Here is a 15,718-nt window from a genome sequence, read left to right as displayed (position 1 = left end):
GGTTCCTGTGCCGTCGCCCGCTCTCGCATCTCCCCGCCATCACGGGCAGCAGCATAACTTGGCAAACTCGCCGCCAAGCGCGGCACTTGGCCGCTTGACGCGACGCCGTTGCGGGGCCATGAACCTTGGCCATATGCAGCGCATTATACGCCTGCCGGGATAGACAGATCAAAGGATCCGAAATGGCGCGATCAAAAGCAGCACCTCACGCAAATGAAGAGCGCGAGAGCTCTAAGAAAATCAGCGTGCTTGGGGCACTCTGGCCATTCATGAAACCCTACTGGGTGCAGATGATACTGGCGCTTTTTGCCTTGGTGTTAACTGCCAGCCTGTCGCTGACACTGCCTTTGGCGGTGCGCCGGGTGGTGGATAACTTCCGGGTCAGTGACAGCGAGCTGCTCAGCCAGTATTTCCTGGCCGCACTGGGGATTGCCGCCCTGTTGGCCGTCGGCACCGGGCTGCGCTATGCGCTGGTGACCCGGCTGGGCGAACGGGTGGTGGCTGATATCCGCATGGCGGTGTTCAACCGGGTTCTCAGCATGAGCCCCGAGTTCTTCGAGAAGATCATGACCGGTGAAGTGCTCAGCCGGATCACCACCGATACCACCCTGATCCAGTCGGTGTTGGGATCGTCGGTTTCCATTGCCCTGCGCAATATCCTGCTGTTCATCGGTGGCCTGGTGCTGATGCTGCTGACTTCGGCCAAGCTGGCAGGTCTGGTGCTGTTGATCGTGCCCTCGGTGATCGTGCCTATTCTGGTGCTGGGTCGCAAACTGCGGGTGATCAGCCGCGAGAACCAGGACTGGATCGCGGCCTCCTCTGGCAATGCCAGCGAGGCCCTGTCTGCGGTGCAGACGGTGCAGGCCTTCACCCATGAGACCGCCAGCCGGGCGCAGTTCGCGGAAATGACCGAAACCTCGTATGATGTCTCGCAGCGGCGGATCAGAACCCGCGCCTATTTGACCGTCATCGTGATCTTCCTGGTGTTCTCCGGCATCGTCGGAGTGCTGTGGATGGGCGCCATCGACGTGCGCGCCGGCGTGATGACCGAAGGCACCCTGATCCAGTTCGTGATCTATTCGGTTCTGGTCGCAGGCTCGGTTGCCGCATTGTCCGAAATCTGGAGCGAGCTGCAACGTGCAGCAGGCGCCACCGATCGGCTGATCGAGCTGTTGAACGCAAAGGACAACGTCACCGATCCAGCCGCGCCCAAAACACTGGCCAGCCCGGTGCGCGGCGAGATCACCTTTGACAATGTGTCGTTCCGTTACCCGGCCCGCCCCGAAACCTCGGCGCTGCTGAATGTGACGCTGACCGTATCACCGGGCGAAACCGTGGCCTTTGTTGGTCCCTCGGGGGCCGGCAAGACCACCATTATCCAGCTGATCCAGCGCTTCTATGACCCCACTACAGGGGTGGTGAAACTGGACGGGATCGCCCTGCCCGACCTGCAGCGGGACCAGTTCCGTCAGGCGATCTCGCTGGTGCCACAGGATCCGGTGATCTTTGCCACCTCGGCCCGCGACAACATCCGCTTTGGCCGCCTTGATGCGACAGACGCCGAGGTCGAAGCCGCCGCCAAGGCCGCCGCCGCCCATGATTTCATCTCAGCCCTGCCCGACGGCTACGACAGTTTTGTCGGCGAACGCGGTGTGATGCTGTCCGGCGGCCAAAAGCAGCGCATCGCCATTGCCCGCGCCATCCTGCGCGACGCCCCGGTGTTGTTGCTGGACGAAGCAACCTCGGCCTTGGATGCCGAAAGCGAACGTCTGGTGCAGGCCGCCGTGGATGAACTCTGCGAGGGGCGCACCACGCTGATTGTGGCGCATCGTCTGGCAACAGTGAAAAAGGCGGACCGGATTGTGGTGCTTGAGGACGGCGGCATTGTTGCCACCGGCACCCACGATCAATTGGTTGCCCAAGGCGGGCTATATGCCCGTCTGGCCCGGTTGCAGTTCACCGCAGGAATGGCCGCTGAATAGACCTGCCAGCGATATCCTCCAGAACCAAAGCCCCGGATTAACCTCCGGGGCTTTTGCTTTTGAAACGAATGACAGGGATAATTCCGACCTGAGCCACCAACCCGGACTGGATTTAAACCCATTCCCCGGATAGTTACGAAGAGCATTCTACCAAATAGGATTCATTTTATGACTTTGCACCACGCGCGAATTTTTACGGTCCGCTCCCTGCTGCGGTCAACCGCACTGGCCGGATTGGCGGTTTTGGCAGGATGCGCAGGCACCCCCGGACCCTCGGTCCCCTTTCAGCAGGGGCACAGTCTTGACGCTGCCAAGGCCGCGGTCATAACCTGCTCTCCAAATGCAAAAAGAGGCGGCAACACCGCAGTGGTCAGTAGCTATGTGGGCGGGATTATATTCGCCGGCATTCTTGGACCGCTTATTGTCTATCCAGTCCAGGAGGATATTCGCGACAGCGGCGAGGCCTCGGCTGTGGACCGCTGCCTAGCTGATCTTGGCTATGAACGGCGTAAACTGACAGCCGAAGAGGTCCGGGTGCTGAACCTGACCTACGGAGAGCAACGCCGGGTGCTTCTGGACCATCTGGTTGCCGGCGGCTCGCTTGATACCTATGGCAGCGCGGGCGTCTAGGCGACCATCGCCAATCCCAGAATGGCGCAGCGTCATAACATGGTTGCCTTGGGGTGACCCTGCGCCTGCGCTTGCGTCAATCTGGTTTTCCCCGCATCTTGGGCCAAAGCACAAAACAGGCCCGCAGCAGATGGGCCCAGCGGAGGGATGACATGGCATTTGCCGGGATTGATGATCGCAATGCGATAGAAAATGAAATGCCGTATGACCAGCGGGATTTACCCGCGACACTATACGGCCTTCTGTCGCGCACCGCAGCTAAATTTCCAAATAACAATGCGGTCAGCTATCAAATCCAGTCCGGTGCCACCGACAAGGCCGAGACCCTCAGCTGGGCCCAGGTCAAGGACAAGACAACTCAGGCCGCCAACCTGTTTCGCGCGCTGGGTATCGGCGAAAAAGATGTGGTGGCCTATGTGCTGCCCAATTGCCACGAGACCATATTCGCGCTCCTGGGCGGTGCAGTTGCCGGCATCGTCAATCCGATCAATCCCTTGCTGGAACCGGAACAGATCGCCTCGATCCTGCGCGAGACCAATGCCAAGGTTGTGGTCACGCTACGCCCCTTCCCCAAGACCGACGTCGCCCAGAAAGTGGCCGAGGCGGTGCGCCATGCGCCCAATGTGAACACCGTGCTCGAGGTGGATCTCAACCGCTATCTGTCGCCACCCAAATCATGGATCGTGCCACTGATCCGGCCCAAGCTAGAGGGCAAGGAAAAAATCGCGCACGCGGATTACAAAAACTTCAACAAAGAGCTCGACAAACAGCCCACCACGCTCAACTTTGCCGACAGTGACGGCGACCGGGTGGCCTGTTATTTCCACACCGGCGGCACCACCGGCATGCCCAAGGTGGCACAACATAAATACTCGGGCATGATCTATAACGGCTGGCTGGGCAGCAGGCTGCTGTTCACCGAAGAAGACAACATCATGTGCCCGCTGCCGCTGTTCCACGTCTTTGCCTGCCACGTCATTTTAATGCCGACCATCGCCTCGGGGGCGCATGTGGTGTTTCCGACACCGCAGGGCTATCGCGGCGAAGGGGTTTTCGACAATTTCTGGAAGCTGATCGAACGCTGGAAGATCACCTTTATCATCACCGTGCCGACAGCCATTTCGGCCAAGATGCAGCGGCCGATTGATGCCGATGTCTCAACCGTGAAAACCGCCTTTTCCGGCTCGGCCCCGTTGCCCATCGAACTGTTCCGCCGCTTTGAAAAGGCCACCGGCATCTCTATCGTCGAAGGCTACGGCCTGACCGAGGCCACCTGTCTGGTCTCCTGCAACCCGCCAAGCGGCGAGAAAAAGATCGGATCAACCGGCATCCCGTTCCCCTACACAGATGTGAAGATCGTCAAGGGCACCGCAGATGGCCCGGTGGAAAGTGCCGAGGATGAGATCGGCGAGATCTGCGTCTCCAACCCCGGCGTTTATGCGGGCCATACCTATACCGAGGCGGCCAAGAATACCGACCTGTATTATTTCGACAAATACCTGCGCACTGGCGATCTGGGCCGGATAGACGGGGACGGCTATCTGTGGATCACTGGCCGTGCCAAGGATCTGATCATCCGCGGCGGTCACAACATCGACCCGGCCGAGATCGAAGAGGCGCTGCTGGGCCACGAGGCAGTGGCCTTTGCCGGTGCCATCGGGCAGCCTGATGCCCATGCGGGAGAGCTGCCCTGCGCCTTTGTCGAATTGGTCGACGGCGCCTCGGTCACACCTGAAGAGCTAATGGCGTTCTGCAAACTGCACGTCCACGAACGCGCCGCCATTCCAAAACATATGACCATTCTGGACGAGCTGCCCAAGACGGCTGTTGGCAAGGTGTTCAAACCGGATCTGCGCCGCAATGCAATTACCCGGGTCTACAACGACGCCCTGCTCAAATCGGGGCTGGCTGCGCGGGTTGAAAACGTGATCGACGACAAAAAGCGCGGTCTGGTCGCCCAGGTCGAAGCCAATGGCATTTCAGACGATAAAATCGCCAGGGTGCTAGGCGGTTTTACCCGCCCCTGGGAGCTGATGCCAAGCGCATAGAGCAACCCCATAAACGACAGGAAAGCGCCCCCGTGGCGCTTTCTTTGTTTGGGAGATTGGCCACTCCTGGTCTAGTCTCGGGTAAACTCAGCGGAGATCCGGGATGGACTATGAAAAACTGATTGACGCCGAGACCTGGGGTTTCATCCGCAAAACCGGCGAAAGCTACGGCGACACTGCCGTCGAGCTGAGCCTGGATGAACAACGCGACAACTATGATGCCATGTGCCGCGATTTCCACGTCGCCCACCCCCCCATGGTCCAGACCGAAGAGCTCTCGGCAGATGGGGTGCCGCTGCGCCACTACTGGGCCGGTGATCCATCGCGCACAGTGATGTTTTTCCACGGCGGCGGCTTTGTCGTCGGCGGGCTGGACAGCCATGATGACATCTGCGCCGAGATCTGCGCCCAGACCGGCTACCGCGTAATCTCGGTTGATTATCGGCTGGCCCCCGAGCACAAACACCCGGCCAGTTTTGACGACGCCTGGACCGCCACCCAATGGGCGGCAAAACACTATGGCAACAGCCTGATTTTGCTCGGTGACAGCGCCGGCGGCACCCTGGCAGCGGCAGTGGCGCATCACGCGCGCGGAAAACTTCAGGGGGTGCTGGGACAGGTGTTGATCTACCCCGGACTGGGCGGCGATATGACCAAAGGATCTTATATCGAGCACGCCCAGGCGCCAATGCTGACCCGCGATGAATGTCTGTATTACCAGCAATTCCGCTGCGACGGGCCGCTGCCAGTGGGAGACCCGAGCTTTGCCCCCTTGCAGGACAGCGATTTCTCAAACCTGCCGCCGACGGTTTTGATCACAGCCGACTGTGATCCGCTGCGCGACGATTCGCGCCACTACCGCGATCACGTGCAGGCGGTGGGCGGTCAGGTGCATTGGATCAACGAACCCGGATTGGTGCACGGCTATTTGCGCGCCCGCCACTCGGTCGGTCGGGCCCGCAACAGTTTCGAACGCATTTCAGTCGCCGTCGAAGCCCTGGGCCAGGAAATCTGGCCGTTCGAGTGACCCCGCACCCACACAACAGATGGTGCGTGCAAGCACACACCCTACACATCACCCGGACAGGGATCAGGTGTCATGCCGCCCTCTGCCGCCTTCTTCTTGTTAAAAATACCTCGGGGTCCGGGGCAGCGCCCCGCCTGTCTCGCCGCCTGTCCCACTCCTGACGGATATGCAGGCCCCTGCCGGGGCCTGCGATCTCACCACAAAAACGGCTCGGCCAGCATGGTGTCTGCAATCGGCGCGCCCATCCGTGACAGGATGGTGGGGGCGATTTGCAGCTGATCAATAACCATGTCGCTGCTGGGTCCCTGCGCCTCGCCGAAATAGTAAAGCGCCGTTTCCTGTTGCAACGGATCTCGGCCGCCGTGATGACCACGCGCATCCTGACCATGGTCAGCCGTAACCATCACCTCATAGCCCATCTTCCGCCAGCGGGTGATAAACGGAGCCAGCATTTCGTCCATCGCAAAACAGGCGTGATCCATTTCCTGACAGTCGTGAAAATAGCGGTGCCCCATACTGTCAAGCGTGCAGGTATGCAGCATGCCGTAATCCAGGTCCTTGCGCAGGCAGAGGTTGGTCAATGAGCCAAACAGATCAACATCTGACGGCGTCATCTGGTTGTGGTGGCCATAGCCGGTCATCGAATGAAACCGACCGTGGTTGATGGTCTGGCTGTCCGGCTCATCATATTCAACGTCCATCACAGGATCAAAAGGGTGCCGGTTGAAAAACTGCGACCAGAAACTGTGCGCCACGCCACCGGTCACGCCGCCGCCCTTGCGCACCTGGCTAAACACATCGTCATGGCTGAGCCGAAACACATTTGCATTGCCGGTGCAGCCATGCTGTTGCGGCGACACTCCGGTGTGGATCGACGCATAGCAACTGGCGGAAATGGAGGGCAGCACAGCGCGCTGTTTCCAGACCCGGGCCTCGCCACTGTCGACCCAGCCCTCCAGGTTTCCAAACAGGCGGCGAAAGTTTCGCCAGGGCACCCCGTCAAGGATGATCAAAAGCAATTTGGTGTTCATCGGGGGCTCCTCGCGCCTGAAACCGATTGTCGGTCCATTTCGCATATCAGCAATTTTTTGAGCCGCTTGCCTTGCACGTTTGAGACCAACAGGGCCTGAAAACGACACCCATCCACCTCTCCCGCAGACATGTGATGACACCGCCCCACAAATTGTTGGAAATCATGAGACACACCAGAAAGAGATGCCCTCAGAGCTCCAGTTTTTCGTGACTGGGCGGCGGTTACTGGGCGGCAGTTACTGGGCGGCGGTTTTCAAGCTCGACATCAGCATATGGAATTTCTCGCCCTGAATGGCGACATGGCCGCGCAGGGCCTCCGCGGCCCGGTCCGGATCACCCTGTTTCAGTGCCGCGACAATCGCAACATGTTCAGACATCGACTGCGCCATCCGGCCGCGAAATTTCAACTGATGCCTGCGGAACGGTTTCAGGCGTCGGTGCAGCCGCAGCGCCTCCTGCTCCAGAAACGAATTGCCGGACTGCTGATAGATGAAGTGGTGAAACACCTCGTTCTCGCGATAATAGCCATCAATATCGCTGGCCTCGATCGCCTGCTGGCACCGGGTATTGGCCTTGGCCAACACCTCGATCGCAGCATCCGACATGCGCATCGCCGCCAGACGACCGCAAACACCCTCAATCTCGGCCATGGTTTCAAACATTTCCATCAGCTCCACCGGTCCCGGCTGGCGCACAAACACCCCGCGACGGGGGATCTGTTCCGCCAGCCCCGAGGCCACCAAGCGCTGAAACGCCTCGCGCAGCGGTGTGCGCGACACCCCGAAATGGGCCGCCAGCTTGACCTCGTCCAGCCGATCTCCATCGCCATATTCCCCAGCAAAAACCAGCTCTTCCAGCTCATCTGCAATCATGTCAGCGCGTCGAATTTCCATACCAATCGATACCAGACTCGGACACTGTGCGCAATGTGGATATTCTTGTATACAAGAATCTTGACTTTGAATTCAATTCGGCAAACACTCGCCAAATTCGCTCAGCTGAAAAAACCACTGGGCACCTAAGGGAGGAATAAATGAAAACGAATTTGCTTATGGCAGTTGCAACTGCCGCCGTACTGGCACTGACCGGCGCTGCCGGTGCAACCGAACTGCGCCTGTCTCATCAGTGGTCCAACAAAGACATCCGTCATCAGGTCGCACAGATCGTCGCCGACGAGGTTGCCGCCGCGAATGTGGATCTGGACATCAAGATCTTTGGCTCCAAATCCCTGTTCAAGCCGCGCGAGCAGTATAAACCACTGAGCCGCGGCCAGCTGGACATGTCCGTTCTGCCGCTCAGCTATGCCGGCGGCCAGCAGCCCGCCTATAATCTGACCCTGATGCCGGGTCTGGTGAAAAACCACGACCACGCCGCCCGCCTGTCGAACTCACCCTTCATGGAGGCGCTTGAGGCCAAGATGGCCGAAGATGACGTGATGGTGCTGGTGCATGGTTATCTGGCTGGTGGCTTTGTCGGCAAAGACAAATGCATCACCGGCCCCGAGGATGTGAAGGGCCTGCAGACCCGTGCCGCGGGCAAGTCGTTTGAACAGATGCTGGCCGGCGCCGGCGCCTCGATTGCCTCGATGGCCTCGTCCGAGATCTACAACGCCATGCAGACCGGCGTGCTCAGCGCTGCCAATACCTCGTCCTCGTCGTTTGTGTCCTATCGCATCTACGAGCAGGTCAAATGTTACACCCCGGCCGGCGACATCGCCCTGTGGTTCATGTATCAACCACTGCTGATGAACAAATCCACCTTTGACGGTCTGACCGCCGATCAACAGGCCGCGCTGCTGGCCGGGTCCGCCAAGGCCGAGGCGTTTTATCTGGCAGAAGCCAAGAAACAGGATGCTGCATCGGTCACTGCCTACGAAGAGGCTGGTGTTGAGATCGCCGAAATGACCGCCGAGGATTTTGCCGCATGGCGCGCGATTGCGCAGGAAACCTCGTATAAGAAATTCGTCGAGGACGTTCCCGGCGGACAGGCACTGCTGGATCTGGCGCTTGCTGTCGAGTGATGAAAACCGGGCGTTGCATGTCATGCAGCGCCCACCCCAAACGACCCCCGAATATCAAAGGAAGACGTAATGGCTGGCCATAGCTCAGCCGCTGCGGCGCAGGCAGGGAACAATCCATTCCTGCGTGCCGTAGCTGCTATCTCAACACTTGCCGGATGGATCTCGGCGGCAATGATTGTCGCCGCCGTGGCGATCACCTGCCAAATGATCTTTGTGCGCTTCGTGCTGAACGGATCCACCATCTGGCAGACCGAAGCGGTGATCTATCTGGTGATCTCAGCCACCCTGATCGGGCTGCCCTATGTGCAGCGCCTGCGGGGTCACGTGAACGTCGATCTGATCCCGCTGATGCTGCCGAAACCGGCGCGCATGGTGCTGGCCATCGTCACCCTGTCAGCGTCGATTGTGATTGTCGCCATCATGCTGTGGTACGGCTATGAGTACTGGCATTTTGCCTGGGCCCGCAACTGGCACTCGGACACCATCTGGGGGGTGCGCCTGTGGATCCCCTATCTGTCGCTGCCGGTTGGCTTTGCCCTATTTCTGCTGCAACTGATTGCCGATCTGGTCGCCCTCATTGTCAAAGTTGATCAACCCTTTGGTCTGGAGGATCGCTGATGGATCCGCTGTATTTAGGCGCCATTGTCGCCATTGCCACCATTCTGGTGCTGTTTTCCGGCGTCTCGGTCGGCCTTGGCCTGCTGATCGTATCCGGCGGGTTTCTGGTGATTTTCGACGGTATGCGCTCGCTGGAGCTGATGCCGGAAATCCTGTTCGGCAAGCTGGACAACTTTGCCCTGCTGTCGATCCCGATGTTCATCATCATGGGCTCCAGCATCTCGTCAACCCGCGCCGGTGCTGATCTGTACGAGGCGCTGGAGCGCTGGCTCACCCGTATTCCCGGCGGGCTGGTGATATCCAACCTTGGTGCCTGTGCACTGTTTGCCGCCATGTCCGGCTCTAGCCCGGCCACCTGCGCCGCCATTGGCAAGATGGGCATCCCCGAGATGCGCAAGCGCGGCTACCCGGACGGCGTTGCCGCCGGGTCGATTGCCGCCGGCGGCACCCTGGGTATCCTGATCCCGCCCTCGGTCACCATGATTGTCTATGGCATTGCCACCGAGACCTCGATTGGCCGCCTGTTTCTGGCAGGCGTCATCCCCGGCTTGCTGTTGGTGGGCCTGTTCATGGCCTGGTCGCTCTATGCCACCTGGAAATCCGGCGATCCCAACCTGCTGAACGGCCGCAGCTATACGTGGCGCGAACGCTTTGAAGTGCTGCCCCGGGTGCTGCCCTTTCTGGCGATCATTCTCGGCGTGCTCTATGCCATGTATGGCGGCATCGCCACCCCGTCGGAAACCGCTGCTGTGGGCGCCCTGCTCTGCCTGATCATCGCCGTGGTGATCTACAAGCTGTGGCATCCGCGCGATCTCTGGGTGGTGCTGCGCGACAGCACCAGGGAAAGCGTGATGATCCTGTTCATCATCGCCGCTGCGGGGGTGTTTTCCTACATGCTGTCCAGCCTCTATATCACCCAGTCGATTGCCGAATGGATCGGTACGCTGGAGGTGAACCGCTGGGTGCTGATGGGCGCGGTGAACGTATTCCTGCTGATCGCCGGCTTCTTCCTGCCGCCGGTTGCGGTGATCCTGATGGCGGCGCCGATCCTGCTGCCGATCATCATCACAGCGGGCTTTGACCCGATCTGGTTTGCGGTGATTTTGACCATCAATATGGAGATCGGGTTGATCTCGCCGCCGGTCGGTCTGAACCTCTATGTGATCAGCGGCATTGCCCCTGACATCTCGCTCAAAACTATACTTTTGGGCTCACTGCCCTATGTGGCCTGTATGGTGCTGGCGATTGTGCTGCTCTGCCTGTTCCCCGGTCTTGCGACCTGGTTGCCAGACGCAGTCATGGGGGCCCGGTTATGAGCTTTCTTGCGGATCTTCTGAACACGGTGTTTGAGCGCCGCTATCGCGGTGCCTCGGAACCCGACCATCAGGGCCGCTCTATCGACGAGCTGTGCAGCGATCTGTTAAGCAGCTCGGGCGAGGTCTCCGGCATGGTCCTCGCCCGGCATATCCTCGACAGTTACGCGGCTATGGACGGGGACGGAAGGCACGCGTTCTTTACCTACCTGACGGATCATCTGGGCATTATCCCCGATGAAGTATCAAGCGCCTTAGAGGCCTATTCGGCTGAGCCCAGCAAATCCACCTACCAACATTTCATGGCGGCCTCTGAACCGCGGCGCCAGGAACTGGCGCGCCGGTTGAACCAGGTGCCAGGCGCCACCAAGCAGCTGGTCGAGATGCGCAAGGACCTGCTGAAACTGACCCGAGACCACCCGCAACTGGCGGTGGTCGATCTGGATCTGCGGCACCTGTTCGCCTCCTGGTTCAATCTCGGCTTTCTGGTGCTGCGGCCGATCAGCTGGCAAAGCCCGGCGGACATTCTCGACAAGATCATCGCCTATGAGGCGGTGCATGCCATTCACAGCTGGGACGATCTGCGCCGCCGCCTGCAACCTGCCGACCGGCGCTGTTTTGGCTTTTTTCACCCGGCAATGCCGGATGAGCCGCTGATTTTTGTCGAGGTCGCCCTGACCAAAGGCATACCCGCATCGGTGCAGGGGCTGCTGGCGGATGAGCGCGACAATATCGCGGCACAGGCCGCCGACACCGCGGTGTTCTACTCGATCTCCAACTGTCAGGCCGGACTGGCCGGGATCTCGTTCGGAAACTCGCTGATCAAACAGGTGGTTGCCGATCTGTCGCGCGAATTGCCCAACCTGAAAACCTTTGTCACCCTGTCGCCGATTCCCGGCCTGAACCGCTGGCTGGAGCAGGCCGGAGCGCCGACCGACGCGAGGGATGCCGAGCAGCAGCGCAAGATCGCCGCCCATTACCTGTTGACCGCCAAACGTCCCAACGGCGCGCCCTATGATCCGGTGGCGCGTTTCCATCTGGGCAATGGCGCCCTGATCCACGCGGTCCACGCCGGCGCCGACCTGTCGGAAAACGGTCTGGCACAATCCGGTGGCGCAATGGTGAATTATCTCTATGACCTGCCGCTGATATCGCAGAACCACGAACAATTTGCCTCGGCCCATACCGTAGTCGCATCCGCCGAAGTTACCGCCCTGAGCGCCGCCGCCCAACTGCAAGACACATGAGGACACTTTCGATGACCAACCCTCTCTATGACACTCTCTTTGGTCGCTACGCCGGCAAAACCACGCCGTTTCTGCATCTGACGGATGGCAGCTCGGTGACCCATGACGATTTCCTGTGCATGGCGGCGCGCTATGCGCATGTGTTGCGCGACGCCGGGGTCGCGCCGGGTGAGCGGCTGGCGGTTCAGGTTGAGAAATCACCGCAGGCGCTGGCGATCTATGCCGCCTGCGTGCAGGCAGGCATCGTGTTTCTGCCGCTCAACACCGCCTATACCGCAGCCGAGGTCTCGTATTTTGTGGAGAACAGCGGCGCCAAACTGCTGGTCTGCGACAGCGTCAATCGGGCGGCTCTTGCGCCCGTCGCCCAAGCCGCCGGGGCGCTGCTGGAAACGCTGGATGCCGATGGCACTGGTTCGCTCACCACCCTGGCCGCAACCAAACCTGACGGCTTTCCCACCGTTGCCAGACAGCTGGATGACCTGGCCGCCTTTCTCTATACCTCGGGCACCACGGGGCGCTCCAAGGGCGCCATGCTGAGCCAGCAAAACCTGCTGTCCAATGCCGAAACCCTGGTCGATTACTGGCAGTTCACCGATCGCGACGTGCTGCTGCACGCCTTGCCGATCTTTCACACCCACGGGCTGTTTGTCGCCACAAACGTCACCCTGCTGGCCGGTGGTTCAATGATCTTTCTGCCCCGGTTCAATTGCGATCAGGTGATCGAAAACCTAGGCCCTGCCACGGTCATGATGGGGGTGCCGACCTTTTATACCCGGTTGCTGGATGACGCCCGCTTTACCAAGCAGCTGACCCGCCACATGCGGCTGTTCATCTCGGGCAGTGCGCCGCTATTGGCCGATACCCATATCCAGTTCGAGAGCCGCACCACCCATCGCATTCTGGAACGCTATGGCATGACCGAAACCAATATGAACACCTCGAACCCCTACGATGGCGAACGCCGCGCCGGCACGGTTGGCAGACCCTTGCCGGGGGTGGAGCTGAAAATCACCGATACCGCCACCGGCGACACTCTGCCAGATGGCGAGATCGGCCAGATCGAGGTGCGCGGGCCCAACGTCTTTCAAGGCTACTGGCAGATGCCGGAAAAAACCGCCGAAGAGCTGCGCGCGAATGGGTTTTTCATCACCGGCGATCTGGGGGTGATTGATGCGCAGGGCTATGTGCAGATTGTCGGACGCAACAAAGACCTAATCATCTCAGGCGGCTACAACATTTATCCCAAAGAGGTCGAACTGGTTCTGGACGACCAACCCGGCGTATTGGAAAGCGCGGTGATCGGCGTGCCGCACCCCGACTTTGGCGAAACCGTTGTCGGTTTTCTTGTCGCCAGCGATGAAACCGGGCCGGATTTGCAGGCGATCAGCGCCACCGTGGGCGACTCACTGGCCCGCTTCAAGCACCCCAAAAAGTTGATCGTGCTGCCGGAACTGCCGCGAAACACCATGGGAAAGGTGCAAAAAAACCTCCTGCGTGAGGAATATAGCCGGTTGTTCGCCGCGCAATAACGGGTCATAAAAACAACAGTGTTTCGACCGTATTTCGAACCGAGCCCTCGGGCGGAATCGGTCGTCATCCAGAGCATGCAGGCGTGAACCGCTTGCATGCTCTCCTTGTATTCACTAAACCACAGCCAATCCGTCGGGGGGCCCTTAAGGGCTGAGAGATGCTTGCATCGACCCGTCGAACCTGATCCGGGCAATACCGGCGTAGGGAACGGATCGATGCGTTTATGTGGCGCCCTGACTCTCGTTTCCTGTGCTGCCTTGCCCTTGTTTTTACGAAGGGCGCAGAATGAAAACGACACCCATTGCATTGACAATCGCTGGCTCGGACAGCGGTGGCGGGGCCGGTATACAGGCCGATCTCAAGGCGTTTTCAGCCAATCATGTCTATGGCGCCAGCGTCATCACAGCTGTCACCGCGCAGAACACCTGCAAAGTCACCGCCGTGCACGCGATCCCCGCGGATGTGGTGCGGGCGCAAATCGACGCGGTGCTGTCGGACCTGAAACCGCAGGTGATCAAGCTCGGCATGTTGTTTTCGCCGGCGATCATCCGAACCGTCGCCAATGCGCTGTCTGGTTACGACGGTATGGTCATTCTGGACCCGGTGATGATTGCCAAATCCGGCGACGCGCTGCTGCAAGAGGACGCCGTTGAGGCCCTGAAATCCGAGCTGCTGCCACGCGCTGATCTGCTAACCCCCAACCTGCCCGAGGCCGCCTGCCTGCTGGGCCGTGATGTCGCGCAGGATCTGACCAGCCAGGAGGATCAGGCCCGCGCGCTGCTGGCGCTCGGCCCCAAAGCAGTGCTGATGAAGGGCGGTCACAGCACCGGGGTCACCTGTACCGATCTATTGCTGGCCGGACCCACAGCGCCACTGCTTCTGTCAGCGCCCCGCGTCAACACCCGCAACACCCATGGCACCGGCTGCACCTATTCCGCAGCCATAGCGGCGCAGCTGGCACAGGGCTTGCCACTACCGGCGGCAGTGACGGCGGCGCATGGCTATTTGCAACAGGCGATCATCGCTGCGGATCAGCTGACCATCGGCAGCGGCCATGGGCCGGTGCATCACTTCTACGCGGTCTGGAGCTAATCATGGTTGAGATCACCATCATCGGCGCCGGCGTTGTCGGGCTCTGTGTCGCCCGCGAATTGCGCGACCGAGGCGCCCATGTTCAGCTTTACGACCGGGGTGGCGCCCCCGGCGCGCATAGCTGCTCGTGGTGGGCCGGCGGTATGCTTGCCCCCTATTGCGAGGCCGAAAGCGCCGCGCCAGAGGTGCTGCGCCTTGGCGGCGATGCGGCCAGCTGGTGGCAGCAGAAGACCGGGTTGGTGCAGCAAAAGGGATCTCTGGTTCTGTCGCAGCACCGCGATCAGGGCCAGCTGCGCCAGTTTGCCCGCCGCACCAGCCATTTTGATCATGTGGACCGCGACCAGATAGCCGCGCTGGAACCCGATCTGGGGGATCGCTTTTCTGCCGGGCTGTTGTTTGCCAGCGAAGCCCATATCTGCCCGCGCTCTGCGCTCACCTGCCTGCATCAGTCGCTCTTGGCCGATGGGGTGGACTTCATCCAGGCCGAACGCGACCCGGCCGACAGTGCTAGGCTTGGGCTGACCATCGACTGCCGCGGCTATGGCGCGCGGGATGTGCTGAGTGATTTGCGCGGTGTCAAAGGTGAGATGCTGATGCTGTCCTGCCCGGATGTCAGCCTGTCGCGCACCCTGCGCCTGCTGCATCCGCGCATCCCGCTGTATGTGGTGCCACGCGGCAACGGCATTTTCATGGTCGGCGCCACCATGATTGAGAGCAGCGCCAGCAGCCATGTGACGGCGCGCTCGCTGCTGGAAATGCTCAGCGCCGCCTACGCCCTGTCCCCCGCCTTTGGCGAGGCTGAGGTGCTGGAAACCGGCGTCGATACCCGCCCCGCCTTTGCCGACAATCTGCCGCGCGTGCAGCGCGACGGAAATCTGATCCGGGTCAATGGATTTTACCGGCACGGCTATCTATTGGCCCCGGGTTTTGGCCGCCGGGTTGGCGACATGATCTTTGGCACAAACCAAGAAGAGAACATCCATGAACATTCAGCTTAACGGGAAACCACGCAGCACCCTGGCCACCACCCTGGCGCAACTGCTGGCCGAGGCAGGCTTTGGCAGCGCGACTGTCGCGACAGCGGTAAATGGCGCCTTTGTGCCGCTGGCCCTGCGCACGAGGCAGGACCTGAAAGACGGCGATCAGATTGAAGTGCTGGCGCCGATGCAGGGAGGTTGA

General features: G+C 60.3%; 14 protein-coding genes and 1 riboswitch. Of the genes, 12 read left to right on the top strand and 2 right to left on the bottom strand.

Annotated features, from left to right (window positions below; all coding sequences use genetic code 11):
• Positions 1-182 precede the first annotated feature (182 nt).
• The 4 genes from QPJ95_RS14605 (at position 183) to QPJ95_RS14590 (ending at position 5,687) form a co-directional block, all read left to right on the top strand.
• Positions 183-1,982 (top strand): ABC transporter transmembrane domain-containing protein, encoded by a 1,800-nt coding sequence (locus QPJ95_RS14605; RefSeq protein WP_270919834.1) that lies wholly within the window; start codon positions 183-185, stop codon positions 1,980-1,982.
• A gap of 168 nt (positions 1,983-2,150) precedes the next feature.
• Positions 2,151-2,612 carry a hypothetical protein gene (locus tag QPJ95_RS14600; protein ID WP_270919833.1) on the top strand — a complete coding sequence of 154 codons (462 nt, stop codon included), beginning with the start codon at positions 2,151-2,153 and terminating at the stop codon, positions 2,610-2,612.
• Positions 2,613-2,764: 152 nt separating this feature from the next.
• Positions 2,765-4,660 carry an acyl-CoA synthetase gene (locus QPJ95_RS14595; RefSeq protein ID WP_270919832.1) on the top strand — a complete coding sequence of 632 codons (1,896 nt, stop codon included), beginning with the start codon at positions 2,765-2,767 and terminating at the stop codon, positions 4,658-4,660.
• A 103-nt stretch (positions 4,661-4,763) separates the two neighbouring features.
• Positions 4,764-5,687 (top strand): alpha/beta hydrolase, encoded by a 924-nt coding sequence (locus tag QPJ95_RS14590; RefSeq protein ID WP_270919831.1) that lies wholly within the window; start codon positions 4,764-4,766, stop codon positions 5,685-5,687.
• A gap of 194 nt (positions 5,688-5,881) precedes the next feature.
• Here the strand turns inward: QPJ95_RS14590 and QPJ95_RS14585 are convergent, their stop codons facing one another.
• Positions 5,882-6,718 carry an alkaline phosphatase family protein gene (locus QPJ95_RS14585; protein WP_270919830.1) on the bottom strand — a complete coding sequence of 279 codons (837 nt, stop codon included), beginning with the start codon at positions 6,716-6,718 and terminating at the stop codon, positions 5,882-5,884.
• A gap of 237 nt (positions 6,719-6,955) precedes the next feature.
• Positions 6,956-7,612: a GntR family transcriptional regulator gene (locus QPJ95_RS14580; protein ID WP_270919829.1), complete on the bottom strand. Its 657-nt coding sequence runs from the start codon at positions 7,610-7,612 to the stop codon at positions 6,956-6,958.
• 140 nt (positions 7,613-7,752) lie between these two features.
• Between QPJ95_RS14580 and dctP the strand changes: the two genes are divergently transcribed.
• From dctP to thiS, 8 genes are all read left to right on the top strand, one after another.
• Positions 7,753-8,739 (top strand): TRAP transporter substrate-binding protein DctP, encoded by a 987-nt coding sequence (dctP, locus tag QPJ95_RS14575; protein WP_270919828.1) that lies wholly within the window; start codon positions 7,753-7,755, stop codon positions 8,737-8,739.
• Between the two features lie 69 nt (positions 8,740-8,808).
• On the top strand, positions 8,809-9,357 hold the full coding sequence (locus tag QPJ95_RS14570) for a TRAP transporter small permease (protein WP_270919827.1): 549 nt from the start codon (positions 8,809-8,811) through the stop codon (positions 9,355-9,357).
• Positions 9,357-10,673, top strand: coding sequence for a TRAP transporter large permease (locus QPJ95_RS14565; protein WP_270919826.1), 1,317 nt, complete (start codon positions 9,357-9,359; stop codon positions 10,671-10,673). The genes QPJ95_RS14570 and QPJ95_RS14565 overlap by 1 nt, the downstream gene beginning before the upstream one ends.
• Positions 10,670-11,917 carry a malonyl-CoA decarboxylase gene (locus QPJ95_RS14560; protein WP_270919825.1) on the top strand — a complete coding sequence of 416 codons (1,248 nt, stop codon included), beginning with the start codon at positions 10,670-10,672 and terminating at the stop codon, positions 11,915-11,917. Before QPJ95_RS14565 ends, QPJ95_RS14560 begins: the two co-directional genes overlap by 4 nt.
• 11 nt (positions 11,918-11,928) lie before the next feature.
• A complete protein-coding gene (locus QPJ95_RS14555) occupies positions 11,929-13,446 on the top strand; it encodes a malonate--CoA ligase (protein ID WP_270919824.1) in 1,518 nt (505 codons plus the stop codon).
• Between the two features lie 124 nt (positions 13,447-13,570).
• A riboswitch (TPP riboswitch) is annotated at positions 13,571-13,671 on the top strand.
• Between the two features lie 61 nt (positions 13,672-13,732).
• Positions 13,733-14,539 (top strand): bifunctional hydroxymethylpyrimidine kinase/phosphomethylpyrimidine kinase, encoded by an 807-nt coding sequence (gene thiD / locus QPJ95_RS14550; RefSeq protein WP_270919823.1) that lies wholly within the window; start codon positions 13,733-13,735, stop codon positions 14,537-14,539.
• Between the two features lie 2 nt (positions 14,540-14,541).
• Positions 14,542-15,537 carry an FAD-dependent oxidoreductase gene (locus QPJ95_RS14545; RefSeq protein WP_270919822.1) on the top strand — a complete coding sequence of 332 codons (996 nt, stop codon included), beginning with the start codon at positions 14,542-14,544 and terminating at the stop codon, positions 15,535-15,537.
• Positions 15,521-15,718 carry a sulfur carrier protein ThiS gene (thiS, locus tag QPJ95_RS14540; RefSeq protein ID WP_270919821.1) on the top strand — a complete coding sequence of 66 codons (198 nt, stop codon included), beginning with the start codon at positions 15,521-15,523 and terminating at the stop codon, positions 15,716-15,718. The genes QPJ95_RS14545 and thiS overlap by 17 nt, the downstream gene beginning before the upstream one ends.

The sequence above is a fragment of the Parasedimentitalea psychrophila genome (assembly GCF_030285785.1).
GTDB classification, from domain to species: Bacteria; Pseudomonadota; Alphaproteobacteria; order Rhodobacterales; family Rhodobacteraceae; genus Parasedimentitalea; species Parasedimentitalea psychrophila.
Note: the sequence above shows the minus strand (reverse complement) of the source record. Positions and strands in the feature narration are given on the sequence as shown.